At 67.8% G+C, this 18,349-nt stretch carries 17 protein-coding genes; 10 read left to right on the top strand and 7 right to left on the bottom strand.

Annotated features, from left to right (window positions below):
• A partial coding sequence (locus WA944_RS22095; RefSeq protein WP_526647341.1) for a multidrug effflux MFS transporter occupies positions 1-1,079 on the bottom strand: 1,079 nt, incomplete at its 3' end.
• 140 nt (positions 1,080-1,219) lie between these two features.
• Here WA944_RS22095 and WA944_RS22090 point away from each other — a divergent pair.
• From WA944_RS22090 to WA944_RS22080, 3 genes are all read left to right on the top strand, one after another.
• Complete coding sequence (locus tag WA944_RS22090; RefSeq protein WP_526609373.1) at positions 1,220-1,963, top strand: hypothetical protein; 744 nt, start codon at positions 1,220-1,222, stop codon at positions 1,961-1,963.
• A 266-nt stretch (positions 1,964-2,229) separates the two neighbouring features.
• A complete protein-coding gene (locus WA944_RS22085; protein ID WP_526647342.1) occupies positions 2,230-5,976 on the top strand; it encodes a multifunctional oxoglutarate decarboxylase/oxoglutarate dehydrogenase thiamine pyrophosphate-binding subunit/dihydrolipoyllysine-residue succinyltransferase subunit in 3,747 nt (1,248 codons plus the stop codon).
• Positions 5,977-6,040: 64 nt separating this feature from the next.
• The gene (locus WA944_RS22080) at positions 6,041-7,093 is read left to right on the top strand and encodes an alpha/beta fold hydrolase (protein ID WP_526371013.1); all 1,053 of its coding nucleotides are present in this window, start codon (positions 6,041-6,043) and stop codon (positions 7,091-7,093) included.
• A 66-nt stretch (positions 7,094-7,159) separates the two neighbouring features.
• On the opposite strand, the gene WA944_RS22075 is transcribed toward WA944_RS22080, so the two are convergent.
• A complete protein-coding gene (locus WA944_RS22075; RefSeq protein ID WP_526371015.1) occupies positions 7,160-7,516 on the bottom strand; it encodes a DUF732 domain-containing protein in 357 nt (118 codons plus the stop codon).
• Between the two features lie 131 nt (positions 7,517-7,647).
• Here WA944_RS22075 and WA944_RS22070 point away from each other — a divergent pair, with 131 nt between their 5' ends.
• Entirely contained in the window at positions 7,648-8,478 is an 831-nt protein-coding gene (locus tag WA944_RS22070; protein WP_526371017.1) for an SDR family NAD(P)-dependent oxidoreductase, read from the top strand.
• Between the two features lie 16 nt (positions 8,479-8,494).
• Here the strand turns inward: WA944_RS22070 and WA944_RS22065 are convergent, their stop codons facing one another.
• Together WA944_RS22065 and WA944_RS22060 are read right to left on the bottom strand one after the other, a co-directional pair.
• Positions 8,495-9,322: a glycine betaine ABC transporter substrate-binding protein gene (locus WA944_RS22065; protein ID WP_526371033.1), complete on the bottom strand. Its 828-nt coding sequence runs from the start codon at positions 9,320-9,322 to the stop codon at positions 8,495-8,497.
• A gap of 23 nt (positions 9,323-9,345) precedes the next feature.
• Positions 9,346-10,551 (bottom strand): NAD(P)-dependent malic enzyme, encoded by a 1,206-nt coding sequence (locus WA944_RS22060; RefSeq protein ID WP_526371019.1) that lies wholly within the window; start codon positions 10,549-10,551, stop codon positions 9,346-9,348.
• A gap of 143 nt (positions 10,552-10,694) precedes the next feature.
• Here WA944_RS22060 and corA point away from each other — a divergent pair, with 143 nt between their 5' ends.
• Positions 10,695-11,798 carry a magnesium/cobalt transporter CorA gene (gene corA / locus WA944_RS22055; RefSeq protein WP_526371021.1) on the top strand — a complete coding sequence of 368 codons (1,104 nt, stop codon included), beginning with the start codon at positions 10,695-10,697 and terminating at the stop codon, positions 11,796-11,798.
• Positions 11,799-11,934: 136 nt separating this feature from the next.
• On the opposite strand, the gene WA944_RS22050 is transcribed toward corA, so the two are convergent.
• Together WA944_RS22050 and WA944_RS22045 are read right to left on the bottom strand one after the other, a co-directional pair.
• The gene (locus WA944_RS22050) at positions 11,935-12,537 is read right to left on the bottom strand and encodes a suppressor of fused domain protein (protein WP_526611426.1); all 603 of its coding nucleotides are present in this window, start codon (positions 12,535-12,537) and stop codon (positions 11,935-11,937) included.
• A gap of 42 nt (positions 12,538-12,579) precedes the next feature.
• Positions 12,580-13,107 carry a YflT domain-containing protein gene (locus WA944_RS22045; RefSeq protein WP_163893677.1) on the bottom strand — a complete coding sequence of 176 codons (528 nt, stop codon included), beginning with the start codon at positions 13,105-13,107 and terminating at the stop codon, positions 12,580-12,582.
• Positions 13,108-13,230: 123 nt separating this feature from the next.
• On the opposite strand from WA944_RS22045, the gene WA944_RS22040 reads away from it, so the two are divergent.
• Together WA944_RS22040 and WA944_RS22035 are read left to right on the top strand one after the other, a co-directional pair.
• Positions 13,231-13,920, top strand: a complete 690-nt coding sequence (locus WA944_RS22040) for a DUF4190 domain-containing protein (RefSeq protein WP_526611428.1) — start codon at positions 13,231-13,233, stop codon at positions 13,918-13,920.
• 15 nt (positions 13,921-13,935) lie between these two features.
• Entirely contained in the window at positions 13,936-14,334 is a 399-nt protein-coding gene (locus tag WA944_RS22035; RefSeq protein WP_526371029.1) for a DUF4190 domain-containing protein, read from the top strand.
• A 12-nt stretch (positions 14,335-14,346) separates the two neighbouring features.
• Here WA944_RS22035 and WA944_RS22030 read toward each other — a convergent pair whose 3' ends face one another.
• On the bottom strand, positions 14,347-15,303 hold the full coding sequence (locus WA944_RS22030) for an HpcH/HpaI aldolase/citrate lyase family protein (RefSeq protein ID WP_526611430.1): 957 nt from the start codon (positions 15,301-15,303) through the stop codon (positions 14,347-14,349).
• 25 nt (positions 15,304-15,328) lie between these two features.
• Here WA944_RS22030 and WA944_RS22025 point away from each other — a divergent pair, with 25 nt between their 5' ends.
• From WA944_RS22025 to WA944_RS22015, 3 genes are all read left to right on the top strand, one after another.
• Entirely contained in the window at positions 15,329-16,624 is a 1,296-nt protein-coding gene (locus tag WA944_RS22025; RefSeq protein WP_526611432.1) for a magnesium transporter MgtE N-terminal domain-containing protein, read from the top strand.
• Positions 16,621-17,163, top strand: coding sequence for a DUF1003 domain-containing protein (locus WA944_RS22020; RefSeq protein ID WP_526371729.1), 543 nt, complete (start codon positions 16,621-16,623; stop codon positions 17,161-17,163). The genes WA944_RS22025 and WA944_RS22020 overlap by 4 nt, the downstream gene beginning before the upstream one ends.
• Positions 17,164-17,315: 152 nt before the next feature.
• Positions 17,316-18,349 (top strand): lytic transglycosylase domain-containing protein (locus WA944_RS22015; protein WP_526647340.1); only part of this gene is annotated, 1,034 nt, incomplete at its 3' end.

The raw sequence follows: 18,349 nt of genomic DNA, 5'->3' as shown, positions 1-18,349 counted from the left end.
AGCCCGAACTGGGCGGCGCCCAGCAAGGCGGCCGCGGTGCCCGCGGCGTCGGGATGACGGGTCAGCGCGACCGCCGGAGCGTTCGGGATCACCAGTCCCATCGCGGCGAGGATGCCCCACACCGGCACCACGAAGCCGACCAGGCCGCCGACGTGGGCCGCGGCCAGGGCCACGAAAACAGCACCGGACACCGACGCTGCGACCAGCGCCCACACCATGATCTGCTGGGGCGAGAAGCGCCGCAGCAACACCACGTTGCACTGGGTGGAGGCGATCAACGCGATCGCCCCCGCACCGAACACCAGCGCGAAGGCGGTCTGATCGAGCCCGTAGCGGCCCTGCAGCACGAACGACGCCCCCGCGATATAGGCGAACAGGCCGGACATGCCCAGCGCCGCGATCAGCACCAGCATGACAAACCGCAGGTCACGTAGCAGTTCCAGGTAGGTCGCACCGATCCCGCGCACCTTCAGCGGGCGCCGGTGGCTCGCGGGCAGCGTCTCGGGCAGCGCCAGCGCCGCCATCACCAGCAGCGCCCCGGCCAGCACGACCAGCGCGGCGAACACCCAGTGCCAGGACGCGTGCAGCAGCACCGCGGCACCGAGCGACGGGGCGAGCACCGGTGCCACACCGAGCACCAGCATCAGCCGCGACATCACCGTCGCGGCGACGTTGTCCTTGAACAGGTCGCCGACCACCGCGATGGCGACCACCATCGCCGCCGCCGCGCCGAACCCCTGCAGTCCGCGGGCGACACCCAGCACCGCGATCGACGGCGCCAACATGCACAGCAGCGAGGCCACCATGTGCAGCACGATCCCGGCGACCATCGGTTTGCGGCGGCCCAGCGAATCCGACAGCGGGCCGACGACCAGCTGGCCCAATGCCAGCCCGGCCAGCGTCCCGGTCAGCGTCAGCTGCACCACCGACGACGACACCGACATGTCATCGGCGATCTTCGGCAGAGCGGGCAGGTACATGTCGATGGTCAACGGACCCAGCGCCACCAACAGGCCCAGGACCACGATCATCCGGGTGCGGCTCGGCGCGCTGACATCCACGTCCACGGATACTGCCATGAGAATGGTTAGTGTCGCTTCCCATTATTTTCTTCCCCAGATCGCGGACAGTGACCGCAATCACGTCCGGGCACCGGATGTAGGCCGCCGTTCGTTTGACAAGCACTAGCCTGAGGGGACGCACAGGGAGGGACCACCGCATGCGCGCCCGGTCGCACACCAAGAACCAGTTGCCCGCCGTCGGGGACGAGGATCCGAGCACCGCGGCCAAGGTGCTGTCCCAGGTCATCGAACGCGGCGCCCGCGTCCAGGCGCCGGCGGTGAAGGCCTACGTCGAACGGCTGCGCGAACACAATCCCGAGGCGAGCCCCGCCGACATCGTCGAGAAGCTGGACAAGCACTACATGGCGGCGGTGATGGCCAGCGGCGCGGCCGTCGGTTCGGCTGCGGCGTTCCCCGGTATCGGCACACTGGTCGCGATGTCGGCGGTCGCCGGCGAGACCGTGGTATTCCTCGAGGCCACAGCGGTGTACGTGCTCGCGGTGGCCGAGGTGCACGGCATCCCCGCCGAACACCGCGAACGCCGTCGCGCCCTGGTGCTGGCCGTGCTGGTCGGCGACGACAGCAAGCGCGCGGTGGCCGACCTCCTCGGCCCGGGCCGCACCAGCGGGGCGTTGCTGTCCGATGGGGCCGCGACACTGCCGCTACCGGCGGTGTCCCAGCTGAACTCGCGGCTGCTGCGCTACTTCGTCAAGCGCTACACCCTCAAGCGCGGCGCGATCGCGTTCGGCAAACTGCTCCCGGTCGGTCTCGGTGCGGTGGTCGGCGGGGTGGGCAACCGGATGATGGCCAAGAAGATCGTCGCCCATGCGCACAAGGCCTTCGGCACCCCGCCGGCGCGCTGGCCCGCGGCGCTGCGACTGCTGCCCGCGCCCCGCCCTTGACCGCGCCGATGCGTCCACTCGACGGCGGGGATCGACCGTTCGGCTACCCGGATGTTCATGTCCGCAATGACCATAACCACGTTGCCTGGTCCGGCCCGCGGCAGAAGCGCTAGCCTTTATAGGGCGGAAATGCGGGAGACCGCACACCGGGGTTGGATTGGGTGGCCGGCTGTCGTTCGGCGCCGGCTCGAAGCGAAGAATTGAGGCGAACAGCAGCCGTGAATTCACCTTCACCATTCGGTCAGAACGAGTGGTTGGTCGAAGAGATGTACCGCAAGTTCCGGGAGGATCCTTCGTCGGTCGACCCCAGTTGGCACGAGTTCCTCGTCGACTACTCCCCCGAACCCACCAACGACACCGCCCCCAGGGCCAACGGAAAATCCGCCGCAGGCCCGACCACCGCACCCGAACCCGCACCGGCACCGGCACCGAAATCAGCGAGCAGCAACGGCGAGACCAAGGCGGACAAGCCCTCGCCGAAGCCGGCCACCTCTGAGAAGACCGCCGACAAGACCACCGACAAGCCCGCCCAGGACAAGCCCGAAGCCAAGAAGAGAGAGTCCAAGAAGTCGGAGGCGAAAACGCCCGAGGCTCCGGAGAAGAGCAAGCCGGCCGCCCAGGAAGACGAGACCCAGGTGCTGCGTGGCGCCGCAGCGGCCGTGGTGAAGAACATGTCCGCGTCGCTGGACGTGCCGACGGCCACCAGCGTGCGCGCCATCCCGGCCAAGGCGATGATCGACAACCGGATCGTCATCAACAACCACCTCAAGCGCACCCGGGGCGGCAAGATCTCGTTCACCCATCTGCTGGGCTACGCGATCGTGCAGGCGGTCAAGAAGTTCCCGAACATGAATCGCCACTTCGCCGAGGTCGACGGCAAGCCGAACGCGGTCACCCCCGCGCACACCAACCTCGGCCTGGCGATCGATCTGCAGGGCAAGAACGGCAGCCGCCAACTCGTCGTCGCGGCGATCAAGAACTGCGAGACGATGCGGTTCGGTCAGTTCATCGCCGCCTACGAAGACATCGTGCGCCGCGCCCGCGACGGCAAACTGACCGCCGAAGACTTTGGCGGCGTGACGATTTCGTTGACCAACCCCGGCACCATCGGCACCGTGCACTCGGTGCCGCGGCTGATGCGGGGCCAGGGTGCGATCGTCGGTGCCGGTGCCATGGAATACCCGGCAGAGTTCCAGGGCGCCAGCGACGAGCGCATCGGTGAACTCGGTGTCGGCAAGCTCATCACGCTGACGTCGACCTACGACCACCGCATCATCCAGGGCGCCGAGTCCGGCGACTTCCTGCGCACGATCCACCAGTTGTTGCTCGACGACGAGTTCTACGACGAGATCTTCCGCGAGCTCGGCATCCCCTACGAGCCGGTTCGCTGGCGGATCGACAACCCCGATTCCATCGAGGACAAGAACGCCCGGGTCATCGAGCTGATCGCGGCCTACCGCAATCGCGGCCACCTGATGGCCGACATCGACCCGCTGCGGCTGGACAACACCCGCTTCCGCAGCCACCCCGACCTCGACGTCAACACCCACGGTCTGACGCTGTGGGATCTGGACCGGGAGTTCAAGGTCAACGGGTTCGCCGGCAAGACCAACAAGAAGCTGCGCGACGTGTTGGGCCTGCTGCGTGACGCGTACTGCCGCCACGTCGGGGTGGAGTACACCCACATCCTCGAGCCCGACCAGCAGGAGTGGCTGCAGCAGCGCATCGAGATCAAGCACGAGAAGCCGACCGTCGCCGAGCAGAAGTACATCCTGAGCAAGCTCAACGCGGCCGAGGCGTTCGAAACCTTCCTTGCGACCAAATACGTTGGCCAGAAGCGATTCTCGCTCGAAGGGGCCGAGACCGTAATCCCGATGATGGATGCCGCGATCGACCAGGCCGCCGAACACGGCCTCGACGAGGTCGTCGTCGGCATGCCGCACCGGGGCCGTCTCAACGTGCTGGCCAACATCGTCGGCAAACCGTATTCGCAGATCTTCACCGAGTTCGAGGGCAACCTCAACCCGTCACAGGCGCACGGTTCCGGGGACGTCAAGTACCACCTCGGCGCGACGGGTACCTACATCCAGATGTTCGGTGAGAACGACATCGCCGTGTCGCTGGTCGCCAATCCCAGCCACCTCGAGGCGGTCGACCCGGTGCTCGAGGGCATCGTGCGCGCCAAGCAGGACATGTTGGGCGTCGGGGAAGAGGTCGACGGGTCCAACCAGTTCACGGTCGTGCCGATGATGCTGCACGGCGACGCCGCGTTCGCCGGGCAGGGGGTGGTGGCCGAGACGCTGAACCTGGCCCTGCTGCCCGGCTACCGCACCGGCGGGACCATCCACATCATCGTCAACAACCAGATCGGGTTCACCACCTCCCCGGGTGACTCCCGCTCCTCGGAGTACTGCACCGACGTCGCCAAGATGATCGGCGCGCCGATCTTCCACGTCAACGGCGACGATCCGGAGGCCGCGGTGTGGGTGGCCAAGCTGGCCGTCGACTTCCGGCAGCAGTTCAACAAGGACGTCGTCATCGACATGCTGTGCTACCGGCGGCGCGGGCACAACGAGGGCGACGACCCGTCGATGACGCAGCCCAACATGTACGACGTCATCGACACCAAGCGCGGCGTGCGCAAGACCTACACCGAGGCGTTGATCGGCCGCGGTGACATCTCGATGAAGGAAGCCGAGGACGCCCTCCGCGACTACCAGGGCCAGCTCGAACGGGTCTTCAACGAGGTGCGCGATCTCGAGAAGCACGAGATCGAGCCCAGCGCCTCGGTGGAGTCCGACCAGATGGTTCCGGCGGGGATGAACACCGCGGTGGACAAGGCGCTGCTGGCGCGCATCGGCGACGCCCACCTGGCGGTCGTCGAGGAGTTCAACGTCCATCCGCGGGTGAAACCGGTGCTGGAGAAGCGCCGCGAGATGGCCTACGAGGGCAAGGTCGACTGGGCGTTCGCCGAGCTGCTGGCACTGGGCTCGTTCCTGGCGGAGGGCAAGACGATCCGGTTGACCGGGCAGGACACCCGGCGCGGCACCTTCACCCAGCGCCATTCGGTGATCATCGACCGCAAGACGGGCAAGGAGTTCACGCCCCTGGACCTGTTGACGGTCGACACCGACGGCAACCCGACCGGCGGCAGGTTCATGGTCTACGACTCCGCGCTGTCGGAGTTCGCCGCGGTGGGCTTCGAGTACGGCTACTCGGTCGGCAACCCAGACGCGCTGGTGCTGTGGGAGGCCCAGTTCGGTGACTTCGTCAACGGGGCGCAGTCGATCATCGACGAGTTCATCAGCTCCGGCGAGGCCAAGTGGGGCCAGCTCTCCGATGTGGTGCTGCTGCTGCCGCACGGCCACGAGGGCCAGGGACCCGACCACACCTCGGGCCGCATCGAGCGGTTCCTGCTGTTGTGGGCGGAGGGGTCGATGACGATCGCGATGCCGTCGACGCCGGCGAACTACTTCCACCTGCTACGCCGTCACGGCCTCGACGGGATCCACCGACCGCTGATCGTCTTCACGCCGAAGTCGATGCTGCGCAACAAGGCGGCCGTCAGCGACATCCGCGACTTCACCGAGATGAAGTTCCGCTCGGTGCTCGAGGAGCCCACCTACACCGACGGGGAGGGTGACCGCTCCAAGGCCAAGCGGATCCTGTTGACCAGTGGCAAGCTGTACTACGAGTTGGCCGCGCGCAAGAACAAGGAACAGCGTGACGACGTGGCGATCGTCCGCATCGAGCAGCTCGCGCCGTTGCCGAGGCGCCGACTCGCCGAGACGCTCGACCAGTACCCCAACGCCGCCGAGTACTTCTGGGTGCAGGAGGAGCCTGCGAACCAGGGTGCGTGGCCGACGATGGGGCTGACGCTGCCCGAGGTGCTGCCGGACAAGCTCACCGGCATCAAGCGCATCTCCCGTCGGGCGATGTCGGCGCCGTCCTCGGGTTCGTCGAAGGTGCACGCCGTCGAGCAGCAGGAGATCATCGACGAGGCGTTCGCCTAGCCTTGCCGGGATTCACGTCGATCATCGCGCGCTGACAAGACGTCGACGGAGGCGAACTCGACGCATGTCCGTAGTCACCAGTGCCGTGTCCGGAACCGCTGTCGTCGTCGGCGGTGCCGCAGTCGGCTTCTATGCCCGGAACAACGCCACCTACGCTGTCCGCGATTTCAAAGCCGTGACAAAAGCTGGCTTCACCGAGCATGGGCATACGCTGCCGAGCGGCACACGGCTGAACTACGCCGAAGGCCCCGCGAATGGACCCGCGGTCCTGCTCATACACGGCCAGGGCGGAGCCTGGGAGAGCTATGCACCTGTGTTACCCCGACTCGCACAGGAGTTCCATGTCTTCGCAGTCGACGTTGCCGGCCACGGGTCGTCCAGCCGCACCCCGGGCGGTTACGACGTGCACACCATCGGAACGGACATCGCCATATTCGTCGAGGAGGTGATCGGCGGGCCGGTGATCCTGTCGGGTCACTCCTCGGGCGGACTCATCGCTGCGCGGGTCGCGGCGAACGAGCCGGCGCAGGTCGCCGCAGTGTTATTCGAGGATCCGCCGTTCTTCTCCACCGAAGCAGACCGGATGCCGCAGCAGTTCAACTTCATTGATCTGGCGACCCCTGCCCACGAGTTTCTCCAGCAAGATGTCGAGAGCGACTTCGCGACCTGGTACGTCGATCACAATGCGTGGATCCGCTACTTTGGAAGCGGCCGCGAGGGAATCGCCAAGTTCGCGCGCAAGTATCGAAATTCCCATCCCGAAAAAGCACTGAACATCTGGTTCCTTCCGCCATCCGTGAACAAGGCGTTCCAGTTCATGCACGAGTTCGACCCTGCCTTTGCCGATGCGTTCTACACGTTCGACTGGCAACGAGACTTCGACCAGCAGGCGACGCTCGAGGCAGTACAGGCACCGTCGATCCTCGTCCACGCCAACTGGAGGATCACCGACCGCGACATCCTCGAAGGCGCCATGACCGACGACGATGCGTCACGCGCCTGCGCCGCACTGCCAGACTGCCGCATCGAACGCGTCGACACCGGCCACGGCTTCCACGACGAGAACCCACACTTGTTCATCGACCTCGTGCGACAGCTACGCGACGCCGTTGCCTGAGGGCATCTGGAACTGACGCGTCAAAAATCAACGCGTTGGCCGCCCGACCCTTCTGGCCGACAACACCTAGCCGAACAGCGAGAACGGCACGCCGTCGGTGAGGGCGACGACTGCGCGTGGGCAGAAGATCTGGATCGCCAGTCCGGTGAACATCGTCGCCGGGCCTAGCGGTCGACCGAGTTCGTCGGCGACCCGGGCGGCGACGTCGGCGGCGTCCTGTCCGGGATCGGCCAGCATCGGGCAGATGGACTCCCCGACACGGACCGCGGTCGCCGGGTCGATGTCGCCGATGCGGTAGTGGTCGAGCGCCCCGAGGAAGACGTCGGTCTCGGTATCTGCGTGCGCCGGTGCCGCGGACATCGTCGCTGCCACCACGGCGGCCGACGCGACGAGGGTTGCGGCGGCCCGGTACCTGTTGGTCATGCCTCTACACTCTACTGTCGTCGCGGACGCGCTGGGCATTACGCCGGCGCCACCCGAACAGGGTCGGTACCCGCGGTACCGGGTAGGCTGACAGGCACTCAACACGCGTAGAACAACACGAGGGAGTGGATATGCAGGGCTTCGCCGGAAAGGTGGCCGTCGTGACCGGCGCCGGCTCGGGCATCGGTCAGGCGCTGGCGATCGAATTGGGCCGCTCCGGCGCCCACGTGGCGATCAGCGACATCGACACCGAGGGTCTGGCCGTCACCGAGGAGCGCCTCAAGGCCATCGGCACCCAGGTGAAGTCCGACCGCCTCAACGTCACCGAGCGGGAGGCCTTCCAGTCCTACGCCGACGGCGTCGCCGAGCACTTCGGCAAGGTCAACCAGATCTACAACAACGCCGGCATCGCCTTCACCGGCGACATCGAGATCAGCCAGTACAAGGACATCGAACGGGTGATGGACGTCGACTTCTGGGGCGTGGTCAACGGCACCAAGTCCTTCCTGCCGCACCTCATCGCCTCCGGCGACGGACACGTCGTCAACGTCTCCAGCGTCTTCGGCCTGTTCGCGGTGCCCGGCCAGGGTGCCTACAACGCGGCGAAGTTCGCGGTGCGTGGCTTCACCGAAGCGCTGCGCCAGGAGATGGCGCTGGCCAACCACCCCGTCAAGGTCACCTGTGTGCACCCCGGTGGCATCAAGACCGCCATCGCCCGCAACGCCACCGCCGCCGAAGGCCTGGACCCCGAAGAACTCGCCCAGACCTTCGACAAGAAACTCGCCAGCACGAGTCCCGAGAAGGCTGCCCAGATCATCCTGGACGGGGTGCGCAAGAACAAGGCGCGGGTCCTGGTGGGCAATGACGCGAAGATGTTCGACATCGTCATCCGGGCCGTCGGCGCGCGCTACCAGACCCTGTTCCCCAAGGTCGTCTCGCGGCTCACGCCGCCGGCGCACTGAGCGCGCTCACGCACGGTCAGTGACCGATGCCGAGCGGGTGTGCGTCGAGCCACTGCCCGGCCACCAGGCCCGCATCGGCGCCCTCGGCCACGCGGCGGCGCATCTCGGCCAGCGAGCCGGTCTCCAGCACCCCGGCGAGCTCGTTGAGCGCGAGCACCTGGGACTCGGTCAATTCGTTGCGCCGGTACAACGGCACCACGTTCTCCGCACGGATGAGCGACGTCTCGTCGGACAGCACCACCACCTCCGGCGGTACGTCCCCGGCGGCGGTCGTCGTCCACGCCGCATCGATCTGACCGGCCCGAAGCGACGCGAACATCGCTTCGTCGTCCGGGAATTCGCGCGCCCGCGGCAGGTCGCAGGTGCCCAGCGACGACGGCCGCGCTGCACCGCTCACCGCGCCCACCGACACGTCCCCACACCGGCGGGCCAGCGCCGACACATCACTGACGTCCCAGTCCTCGGAGGTCTTCTCGGTCACCGCGACGGCGGGTTTGTCCTGTGCCGAGGTGGTGTAGTCACCGGCGGCGATGCCCTCGGGCAACGCCGCGACCAGCATTCGGTACACCTGCACGTCGGACCGTGCGGGGGCGTCCGGGTCGAACCGTTGCAGCAGCCGCCCGGTGAACCCCGGCGCGACGCGGATCTGTCCCGAGTCCAACCGATCGAGTGGATCCTGCTCGACCTCGACGTGTGCGGCGTTGCCGTAGTAGCGCAGCGCGGCGGCGTAGAGGTGGGCCACCAGTTCGGCTTCCGGATCCGAGGTCGCCCCCACCGGAATCGACGGCGGTTGCGTACCGCCGCAGCCCGCGGCCACCAAAGAGACGACCAGCACAGACGCCAGTCGACTCGCGATGCGCCCGCGGCTCAGCCGACCGCATCCTCGGACGCGGCAGCGACCGCGGCGGCCACCGCGGGACCCACCCGCGGGTCCAGGGCGCTGGGCACGATGTGGTCGACTGCCAGGTCGTCACCCACCACGGAGAAGATCGCCTCGGCGGCGGCCACCTTCATGTTCTCGGTGATGCGGCGCGCCCCCGCGTCCAGCGCACCGCGGAAGACACCCGGGAACGCCAGCACGTTGTTGATCTGGTTCGGGAAGTCGCTGCGCCCGGTGGCCACGACGGCCGCGTACTTGCGGGCCACGTCGGGGTGGATCTCCGGATCGGGGTTCGACATCGCGAACACGATGCCGCCCGGCGTCATCGTCGCGATCAACTCCTCCGGCACCAGCCCGGCCGACACACCCATGAACACATCGGCGCCGTCGAGCGCCTCGGCGATGCCGCCGCGGAGACCGCGCGGGTTGGACCGGGACGCCAACTCGGCCTTGAACGGGTTGAGATCGTCGCGCTCGGTGTGCACGACACCCTTGCTGTCGAGCACCGTGACATCACCGATGCCCTTGGCCAACAAGATGTTCGCGCAGGCGATGCCGGCGGCACCGGCACCGGAGATGACGACCTTCATCGTGTGCATGTCGCGGTCGAGCACCCTGCTGGCGCCCAGCAGCGCGGCGAGCACGACGATGGCGGTGCCGTGCTGATCGTCATGCATGACCGGGCAGTCCAGCGCCTCGGTGACGCGGCGCTCGATCTCGAAGCAGCGCGGCGCCGAGATGTCTTCGAGGTTGACCGCCCCGAACGTGGGACGCAGCCGGATGATCGTCTCGACGATCTCGTCGGGATCCTTGGTGTCCAGCACGATCGGGATGGAGTCCAGCCCGCCGAACGTCTTGAACAGCGCGCTCTTGCCCTCCATCACCGGCAGCGAGGCCGCCGGTCCGATGTCGCCGAGCCCGAGTACCGCGCTGCCGTCGCTGATGACCGCCACCAGCCGGTTCGCCCAGGTGTAGCGCTTGGCGAGGGTGGCGTCCGCAGCGATCGCACGGCTGACCTGCGCCACCCCGGGGGTGTAGGCGATCGACAGTGCCCGCTGGGTGTCCAGTGGCGATTTCAGTTCGACGGTGAGCTTGCCTCCCTCGTGCGCCTCGAAGATCTCGTTGTCCTCGATGACAACCTGGGGCGTGCGGGTCTGCGACCCGCACGAGGAACCGACAACACTTTCCGACACGGCCGTCAGGGTAACCGACGGCGCGAGCTCACAGAGATGGGTTCCCCCTTCGTGAGCAGATCGCCACCGGCGCGACGCGTAGCATCCCTGCTACCGGTCAGGGCACTCGATCGGGACACCTCATGTCGGAGGGAGGCCCGCGCATGCCGTCGTTTCGCGCGTTGCCGCCGTCGCGACTACGCCAGCCCCGCACCCCGACCGACGGGCCGGACGCCTCGAGCATCCATGTACCCGTGGCCCGGGCGATGGTCGACTGCGGCGTCTACAGTGACGGCGCCCGACTGCCGGGCAAGTACACCCACGCCGCCGCGCTGCGCAAGGTGCACGAGATCGAGGCCGAAGGCAGGGATGCCTTCGTCTGGGTCGGGCTGCACGAACCCGACGAGCATCAGATGCAGACCGTGGCCGACGTTTTCCGCCTGCACGAACTCGCGGTCGAGGACGCCGTGCACGCCCATCAGCGACCCAAACTCGAGCGCTACGACAAGACGCTGTTCCTGGTGCTCAAGACCGTCACATACGTCGACCACGAATCGATGGCCAACGCACGCGAGATCGTGGAGACCGGCGAGGTGATGATCTTCGTCGGCCCCGACTTCGTCGTCACCGTCCGTCACGGTGAACACGGCGGGCTGGCCGGGGTGCGACGACACCTGGAAGCTTCGCCGGCCACCCTCGAACTCGGTCCGTACTCGGTCATGCACGCGATCGCCGACAGCGTCGTGGACACCTACCTCGAGGTCACCGAATCCATCGAGACCGACATCGATGCCATGGAGGAGAACATCTTCTCACCGCAGTCGCAGACCAACATGGCCTCCATCTACCTGCTCAAGCGCGAGGTCGTCGAACTGCGCCGCGCCGTCGCCCCGTTGGTGACCGACCTCGAGCGCATCGGCACCGATCACGAAGACCTGATCAACGTCGAGATCCGCCGCTACATGCGCGACGTCCTCGACCACACCATCAAGGCCTCCGAACGCATCGCCAGCTACGACGAACTGCTCAGCTCGCTGGTGCAGGCCGCGCTCGGCAAGGTCGCCATGCAGCAGAACGTTGACATGCGCAAGATCTCCGCGTGGGTGGCCATCGCGGCCGTGCCCACCGCGTTGGCGGGCATCTACGGGATGAACTTCGAGCACATGCCCGAGCTGGAATGGACCTGGGGTTACCCTGCGGTGCTGTTGCTGATGGCGGCCGTGTGCGTGATGTTGTACCGCACATTCCGGCACAACAACTGGCTCTGACCCGCCGGAAGTGTATTCCGGCAGGCCAAATCTCGAAGTTCTACTGCCGGAATACAGTTCCGGCGTAGGGAGTGGTGGCCGGCCGCTCACTTCGGACTGGTGGCCCGCCGCTCACTTCGGACTGGCGGCCCGCCGCTCACTTCGGACTGGCGGCCCGCCGCCGTGGGTCCGTCGGATCGACCCCGTCCTGCACCCACGCCTCCCGCATCGCCTCGGCGCCCTTGAGCCGCACCCACGCCGCCTCGGTCGCCGTGATCGGCACCGCCGACAACACCGAGACCGGCGACAGTGGTTCGGGCAGCACGACCTCGTCGATGGTGCTGGGCGCCAACAGGTATGCCGTGAAGGGTGCACCCCGCCAAAGCGGTGTCTCCAGATCGACGAGCGCGTCGGGTTCCAGGATCAACCCTTCGACCGCAGGCGCCGCGGCGACCACTGCGAGCGACCGCGCCAGCCCGGCGGGTGACGGTCCGCGCAGTGCGATCGCGACCTCGGCGCGCGGCCCCCGGACAGGATCGGCGAGCAGCTCAGCCGGGTCGACCATCGGGTGGCGTGAACAACCGACCGACACGTAGTACACTGCAGTGCCATCGCCGCCGTCGGGCACCCCGAACCGGACGACGTCGATCGGGTCCGCACCGAGGAACGTGACGCTTGCCTCGACGGGCTCCGCGGTGACGCCGATCCGCGTGAAGTGGTCGGCCAGGTGAGCGCGTACGCGAGCGAGGACGTCGCTCATCGGGTCCCGGTGATCGACTCGGTGATCGAAGCCATCCGGAAATCAGATCGTCAGACGTGCCAGCAGGTCCCGGCCCCGCTCGGCGCTCTGCGGATCACACAACACGTCGTAGCGGCCGGCGACGAGTTGCAGCGTCGAGCTGAAATCCCTTGTGCCCCGGGCCATCGCGTACGGGATCGCCGAGGTGATCAGACCGAAGAACACACCGGCGACCAGACCGGTGATCAGCGCGCTCCACGGGTTGGGGCTGAAGAAACCCAGGATGAGGCCGATGAACAACCCCAACCAGGCGCCCGTGAGGACACCGCCGCCGAGCACCTTGGGCCAGGTCAGTTTCCCGGTGACCCGCTCGACCTGCATCAGGTCGACGCCGACGATGGTCACGTGTTCAACAGGAAACTGCTGGTCGGTGAGGTAGTCCACGGCACGTTGGGCTTCCGCGTACGTCGGATACGACCCGATCGGCCACCCTTTGGGAGGGGTGGGCAGGCCGACCGGACGGCCTCGTCCCGATGCGGGGACGCCGGATGCCCCACCGGGATTCTGTCCAGGCTGGAACGGGCTGGTCATCGTCGTGAACTCCTTCGATTGCGCGACGTGCAAGGCTAGTGTGCCGTCAACGATCCCGGCCCGCCAAAGGTGCCCGACTTGGGCTCACCTCGGGTCACCTTCGGTTGCGCTAGGTTGATCAGCATGACAAATTCGGACGACGAGTCAGGCCGAATCGAATCTTCCGATTCCACCGGCGGCGGGTCCGAGCCGTCCCCCGCCGGCCACGAGGCGCCCCCGACCGAGCGAAACGGGCCGTCGACGCCGTCGCAGGGCTCTTCGCCCGCGCCGTCGTCGGACTATCCCGCGTACGGCCAGCAGCCCACTCCGCCGGATTCCGGGTTCGACACCCCGGCCACCGGCTTCCCGCCGCCCGGTGGCTACCAGCCGCTCGGCGGTTACCCGCCCTCCGGCGGCTATCCGCCACCGCCCTCCGGTTACCCGCCCCCATACCCCGACCGGGGAACGGCGCAGTACCCGAATTCGGGATACGGCGCACCGGCGTACCCACCGCCGCCGCAGTACGGCGGCTACCCACCGCCGCCCGCCGGCTACCCCGGCGCCGACTACGGCTATCCCGGATCGGATTACGGCTACGGCGCTCCGGTTCAGCAGGGCACCAACAGTCTTGCGATCTGGTCGCTGGTCGCGTCGATTCTCGGGGTGTGCTGCGGCCTGGGCTCGATCGTCGGCATCGTGCTCGGCTTCATGGCGCTCAGCCAGATGAAGCAGACCCGGCAGGCAGGCAGCGGGCTGGCGATCGCAGGCATCGTCGTCGGTGTGGTGACGCTGCTGATCAGCTTCGGCTGGACCATTGCGATGCTGGCCGCCTGACCGGGTAGCCCCCGCATGACCACCAGCGGACCCGAAGAGCCCGGTCGAGGTATCGGACCGCTGTGGGACTACCCGGCCGACGCTGGGCTGCCGCCGCCGCTGTACCCGCCGCCGTACCCGGGCTACTACCAGCCTTATCCGACCCCGCCGGGCTACCCCCCGGCCTGGCCGCTGAAGCCACCGGGCACCAACGGCAAGGCGGTCGCCGCGCTGGTGACATCGCTGGGCGGCATGGTCTGCTGTGGCCTGCCCGCCGTCGTCGGTCTGGTGCTGGGGATCGTCGCGATGCGCGAGACCAAGCGGACCGGGCAGGATGGACACGCGCTGGCCGTGGCCGCCGTCGTCGTCAGCACGGTCGTCCTCGTCGGCTACTTCCTCTACCTGTCGGTGGCGATCCTGCTCAACCTCGGGTGACCGATTCGGCGGTCACTCGGGGGGCCGGAACGGTTCTCCGGTGCGCTGCATGCCCGCCGCACGACCCTTGCCGGCGATGACGAGCGCCATCTTGCGGCTCGCCTCGTCGATCATCTCGTCGCCGAGCATCACCGCGCCCCGCGCGCCGCCGGCGCGGGAGGTGTGCCATTCATAGGCCTCGAGAATCAGTTCGGCGTGGTCGTAGGCGTCTTGTCGCGGGCTGAAGATCTCGTTGCCCGCGGCGATCTGGTCGGGGTGCAGCACCCACTTGCCGTCGTAACCCAATGCCGCGGAGCGGCCCGCCACCACCCGGAACGCGTCGGTGTCGCGGACCTTGAGATAGGGCCCGTCGACGGCGGCGATGCCGTGGGCGCGTGCGGCCACCAGTATCCGCATCAGAATGTGGTGGTAGGCGTCACCGACGTCGTATCCCTCAGGCTGCTCGCCCACCACCAGCGTGCGCATGTTCAGGCTCGCCATCAGATCAGCGGGGCCGAGCACGAGCGCCTGGACGCGGGGAGCGGCCGCGATCGCGTCGATGTCGGTCAGTCCCCGGGCGTCCTCGATCTGCGCTTCGATACCGATCTTCCCGGCCGGCAGTCCGTGGGTGGCCTCCAATTGCCCCAGCAGCAGATCCAGCGCGTGGATGTGTGACACATCGACCACCTTGGGCAACACCACGACGTCGAGTGCCGCGCCCGCACCGGCGACCACCTCGATGATGTCGGCGTGGGTCCACGGCGTCGTCCAGTCGTTGACGCGGACGCCGCGCAGCTGACCGCCCCAACCGGGCTCACCGAGGGCGACGGCGACGCGTGCCCGCGCTTCGCTCTTCGCGTCGGGGGCGACGGCGTCTTCGAGGTCGAGAAACACCTCGTCGGCCGGCAGTGTCTTGGCCTTCTGGATCATCTTGGCGCTGGAGCCCGGCACGGACAGGCACGTCCGCCGGGGTCGATACCGGTTTTCCACAACATTCTCTCTACCCTTGACGACCATGGCGTCGGTCAACAGGGTCTATGCGGCCCGACTTGCGGGAATGGTGGTGCTCGGCCCCGACGGCGAGTCCATCGGCCGCGTCCGTGATGTGGTCATCGGCATCAGCCTGGTGCGACAACAACCGCGCGTCCTCGGTCTCGTCTGCGAGTTGCTCAGCCGTAGAAGAATTTTCGTGCCGATCCTGCGGGTCACGGCGATCGAGCCCGGCGCGGTCACCTTGTCCACCGGCAACGTGTCGCTGCGGCGTTTCTCCCAACGTCCCGGCGAGGTTCTGGTGCTGGGGCAGGTCATCGAGACCCGCGTCCGCGTCGACGACCCGGATCTGGAGCAGCTCGCGGGACTGGACGTGGTGGTCGTGGATCTCGGCATCGAGCAGACCCGGACCCGCGATTGGGTGGTCACCAAGGTAGCGGTGCGTCCGCAACGCCGCCTCGGACGGCGCAGCAATGTGCACGCCGTCGACTGGCAGCACGTCCACGGCCTGACGCCGTCCGGCCTGGCGATGCCCGATCAGGGCGTGGCCCAGTTGCTCGAGCAGTTCCAGGGTCAGCGGGCCGTCGAGGTGGCCGACGCCATCCGCGAACTGCCCAACAAGCGCCGCTACGAGGTGGTCAACGCGCTCGATGACGAGCGGCTCGCCGATGTCCTGCAGGAGCTGCCGGAAGACCAGCAGCTCGCGGTGCTGCGGCAGCTGAAGACCGACCGGGCCGCCGACGTGCTCGAGGCGATGGACCCCGACGACGCCGCAGACCTTCTCGGGACGATGACGCCGGCGGACGCCGAGCAGTTCCTGCGTCGCATGGACCCGGAGGACTCCGAGGACGTGCGCCGCCTGCTCAGCCATTCACCGAACACCGCAGGCGGTCTGATGACCTCGGAGCCGGTGGTGCTGGCCCCCGACACCACCGTCGCCGAAGCCCTTGCCCGGGTGCGGGATCCGGACCTGACACCCGCGCTGGCGTCGGTGGTCTTCGTCGTTCGTCCGCCCACCTCCACACCCACCGGCCGCTACCTCGGTTGTGTGCATCTGCAGCGTCTGCTGCGCGAACCACCCGCCGAGCTGGTCAGCGGAATCGTCGACAGCGACCTGCCCTACCTGCGGCCGGAGGATTCGCTGGGCGCGCTCACCCGCTATTTCGCCGCCTACAACCTGGTGTGCGGGCCGGTGGTGGACGACGAGAGCCACCTCGTCGGCGCCGTGTCCGTCGACGACGTGCTCGACCACCTGTTGCCCGACGACTGGCGTGAACGTGAGGCCGAACCCGAGATCTTCACCGTGGAGGGCACGCGATGAGCGAGAGCTCCGCCCGGCAGCGTCTCGACACCCCCCGGGTCTCCCGGTCCCTGACCCCCCGGCTGGACGTGGAGGCCGTCGGCCGGGTCAGCGAACGGTTCGCCCGGTTCCTCGGCACCGGTCGGTACCTGGCGATCCAGACCGTCGCAGTGATCGCGTGGATCCTGCTGAACGTCGGAGCCTTCGCCTGGCAGTGGGACCCGTATCCGTTCATCCTGCTCAACCTGGCGTTCTCCACCCAGGCGGCGTACGCGGCGCCGTTGATCCTGCTCGCCCAGAACAGGCAGGAGAACCGCGACCGGGTCTCGCTGGAAGAAGACCGCAGGCGCGCAGAGCAGACCAAGGCCGACACCGAGTACCTCGCGCGCGAGCTGGCTGCGCTGCGTCTGGCGGTCGGCGAGGTCACCACCCGCGACTATCTGCGCCGCGAGTTGGAGGAGGTCCGGGAGCTGATCGCGACGCTGCGCCCACCGGCCGAGGACGGCAGCGAGGAGCCGAGCAAACACGACACCGAGCGGCGGTCGAAGAAGAACGGGTGAAACAGCTAGGGCGATTGCTGTTACACCAGCGTTGCCGAGTCGGTATGGTGACTGTGATTCACAGGCAACCACACGACTAGGACGGTTGAGTGCACATCGGGCGAAAAGCCTCCGCAGGGACGGCGAAGCGGCAGGTTGGTCGAGTGGTTCACATGCCGGCCTTTGGTGTCGCCGCGGTGCTCGCCCCACTTGTGCTCGCCGGTGCCGTCGGTGCGTCCGCGCCGTCGGCCAACCTGCCGACCCGCGATTCGGCGGTGATGCCGCTCGCCGCCGTCGAACTCTCGCCCGATGACCGTTCCGGCGCGTCGGTGGTTGCGGTGACCAAGACGCCGTCCCCGGTGCGCATCGCCGCCAGCAACTCGTCTGCACCACCACCTGCCGCCGTGGTGAATTCTCCTGGAGCGCTGCGTATTCCGTCGATGGCGCTGGCGGCTTACCGCAACGCCGAGAGCATGATGACCGCGGCCTACCCCGGCTGCGGGGTGAGTTGGAACCTGCTGGCCGGGATCGGCCGGATCGAGTCGATGCACGCCTATGGCGGCGCGACCGACGCCCGCGGCACCGCGGTGCGTCCGATCTACGGACCCACACTGGACGGCACGCTGCCCGGCAACGAGGTCATCGTGCAGAGCCGCAGCGCCGACCGGGTGACCTATGCCCGGGCGATGGGTCCGATGCAGTTCCTGCCGGGAACCTGGTCGCGCTACGCCTCCGACGGCGACGGCGACGGCAAGGCAGATGTGCAGAACGTCTACGACGCGTCGCTGGCGGCGGCCCGCTACCTGTGCAGCGGCGGGATGAACCTGCGCAACCAGTCCGACGTGATGGCCGCGATCCTGCGCTACAACAACTCGATGGCCTATGCCCGCAACGTGCTGAGCTGGGCGGCGTCCTACGCAACGGGCGTCGTCCCCGTCGACCTGCCGCCGATCAACGGGTCGGTCCCGTCGCTGGGTGACTACACCGCGGGCACCGCCGCCGACACCCACCTCGAGCGCACGCAGGGAATCGGGCCGGGGCTGCCGATGAACGCCACCGGCCTGCCGGCCAACGACCCGCTGTCGCTGCTGCCGCTGATGGAGCGGACCGATGCGGCCCGCCAGATCTCGACCAACCTGCCGGGGTTCGCGCCCGGACAGTCCCTCGGCCCGCTACCCGGTCCCGCGCCGGCCCCGGCGGCCGCACC

Origin of the sequence: Mycobacterium sp. (genome assembly GCF_049683355.1) — a bacterium.
In the GTDB taxonomy this organism is placed as follows: Bacteria; Actinomycetota; Actinomycetes; order Mycobacteriales; family Mycobacteriaceae; genus Mycobacterium.
Note: the sequence above shows the minus strand (reverse complement) of the source record. Positions and strands in the feature narration are given on the sequence as shown.

Coding starts and splice junctions, on each gene's coding strand:
- WA944_RS22090 (WP_526609373.1), top strand. CDS start 1,220: ATGCGCGCCCGGTCGCACACCAAGAACCAGTTGCCCGCCGTCGGGGAC.
- WA944_RS22085 (WP_526647342.1), top strand. CDS start 2,230: ATGTACCGCAAGTTCCGGGAGGATCCTTCGTCGGTCGACCCCAGTTGG.
- WA944_RS22080 (WP_526371013.1), top strand. CDS start 6,041: ATGTCCGTAGTCACCAGTGCCGTGTCCGGAACCGCTGTCGTCGTCGGC.
- WA944_RS22075 (WP_526371015.1), bottom strand. CDS start 7,516: ATGACCAACAGGTACCGGGCCGCCGCAACCCTCGTCGCGTCGGCCGCC.
- WA944_RS22070 (WP_526371017.1), top strand. CDS start 7,648: ATGCAGGGCTTCGCCGGAAAGGTGGCCGTCGTGACCGGCGCCGGCTCG.
- corA (WP_526371021.1), top strand. CDS start 10,695: ATGCCGTCGTTTCGCGCGTTGCCGCCGTCGCGACTACGCCAGCCCCGC.
- WA944_RS22050 (WP_526611426.1), bottom strand. CDS start 12,537: ATGAGCGACGTCCTCGCTCGCGTACGCGCTCACCTGGCCGACCACTTC.
- WA944_RS22045 (WP_163893677.1), bottom strand. CDS start 13,107: ATGACCAGCCCGTTCCAGCCTGGACAGAATCCCGGTGGGGCATCCGGC.
- WA944_RS22040 (WP_526611428.1), top strand. CDS start 13,231: ATGACAAATTCGGACGACGAGTCAGGCCGAATCGAATCTTCCGATTCC.
- WA944_RS22035 (WP_526371029.1), top strand. CDS start 13,936: ATGACCACCAGCGGACCCGAAGAGCCCGGTCGAGGTATCGGACCGCTG.
- WA944_RS22025 (WP_526611432.1), top strand. CDS start 15,329: ATGGCGTCGGTCAACAGGGTCTATGCGGCCCGACTTGCGGGAATGGTG.
- WA944_RS22020 (WP_526371729.1), top strand. CDS start 16,621: ATGAGCGAGAGCTCCGCCCGGCAGCGTCTCGACACCCCCCGGGTCTCC.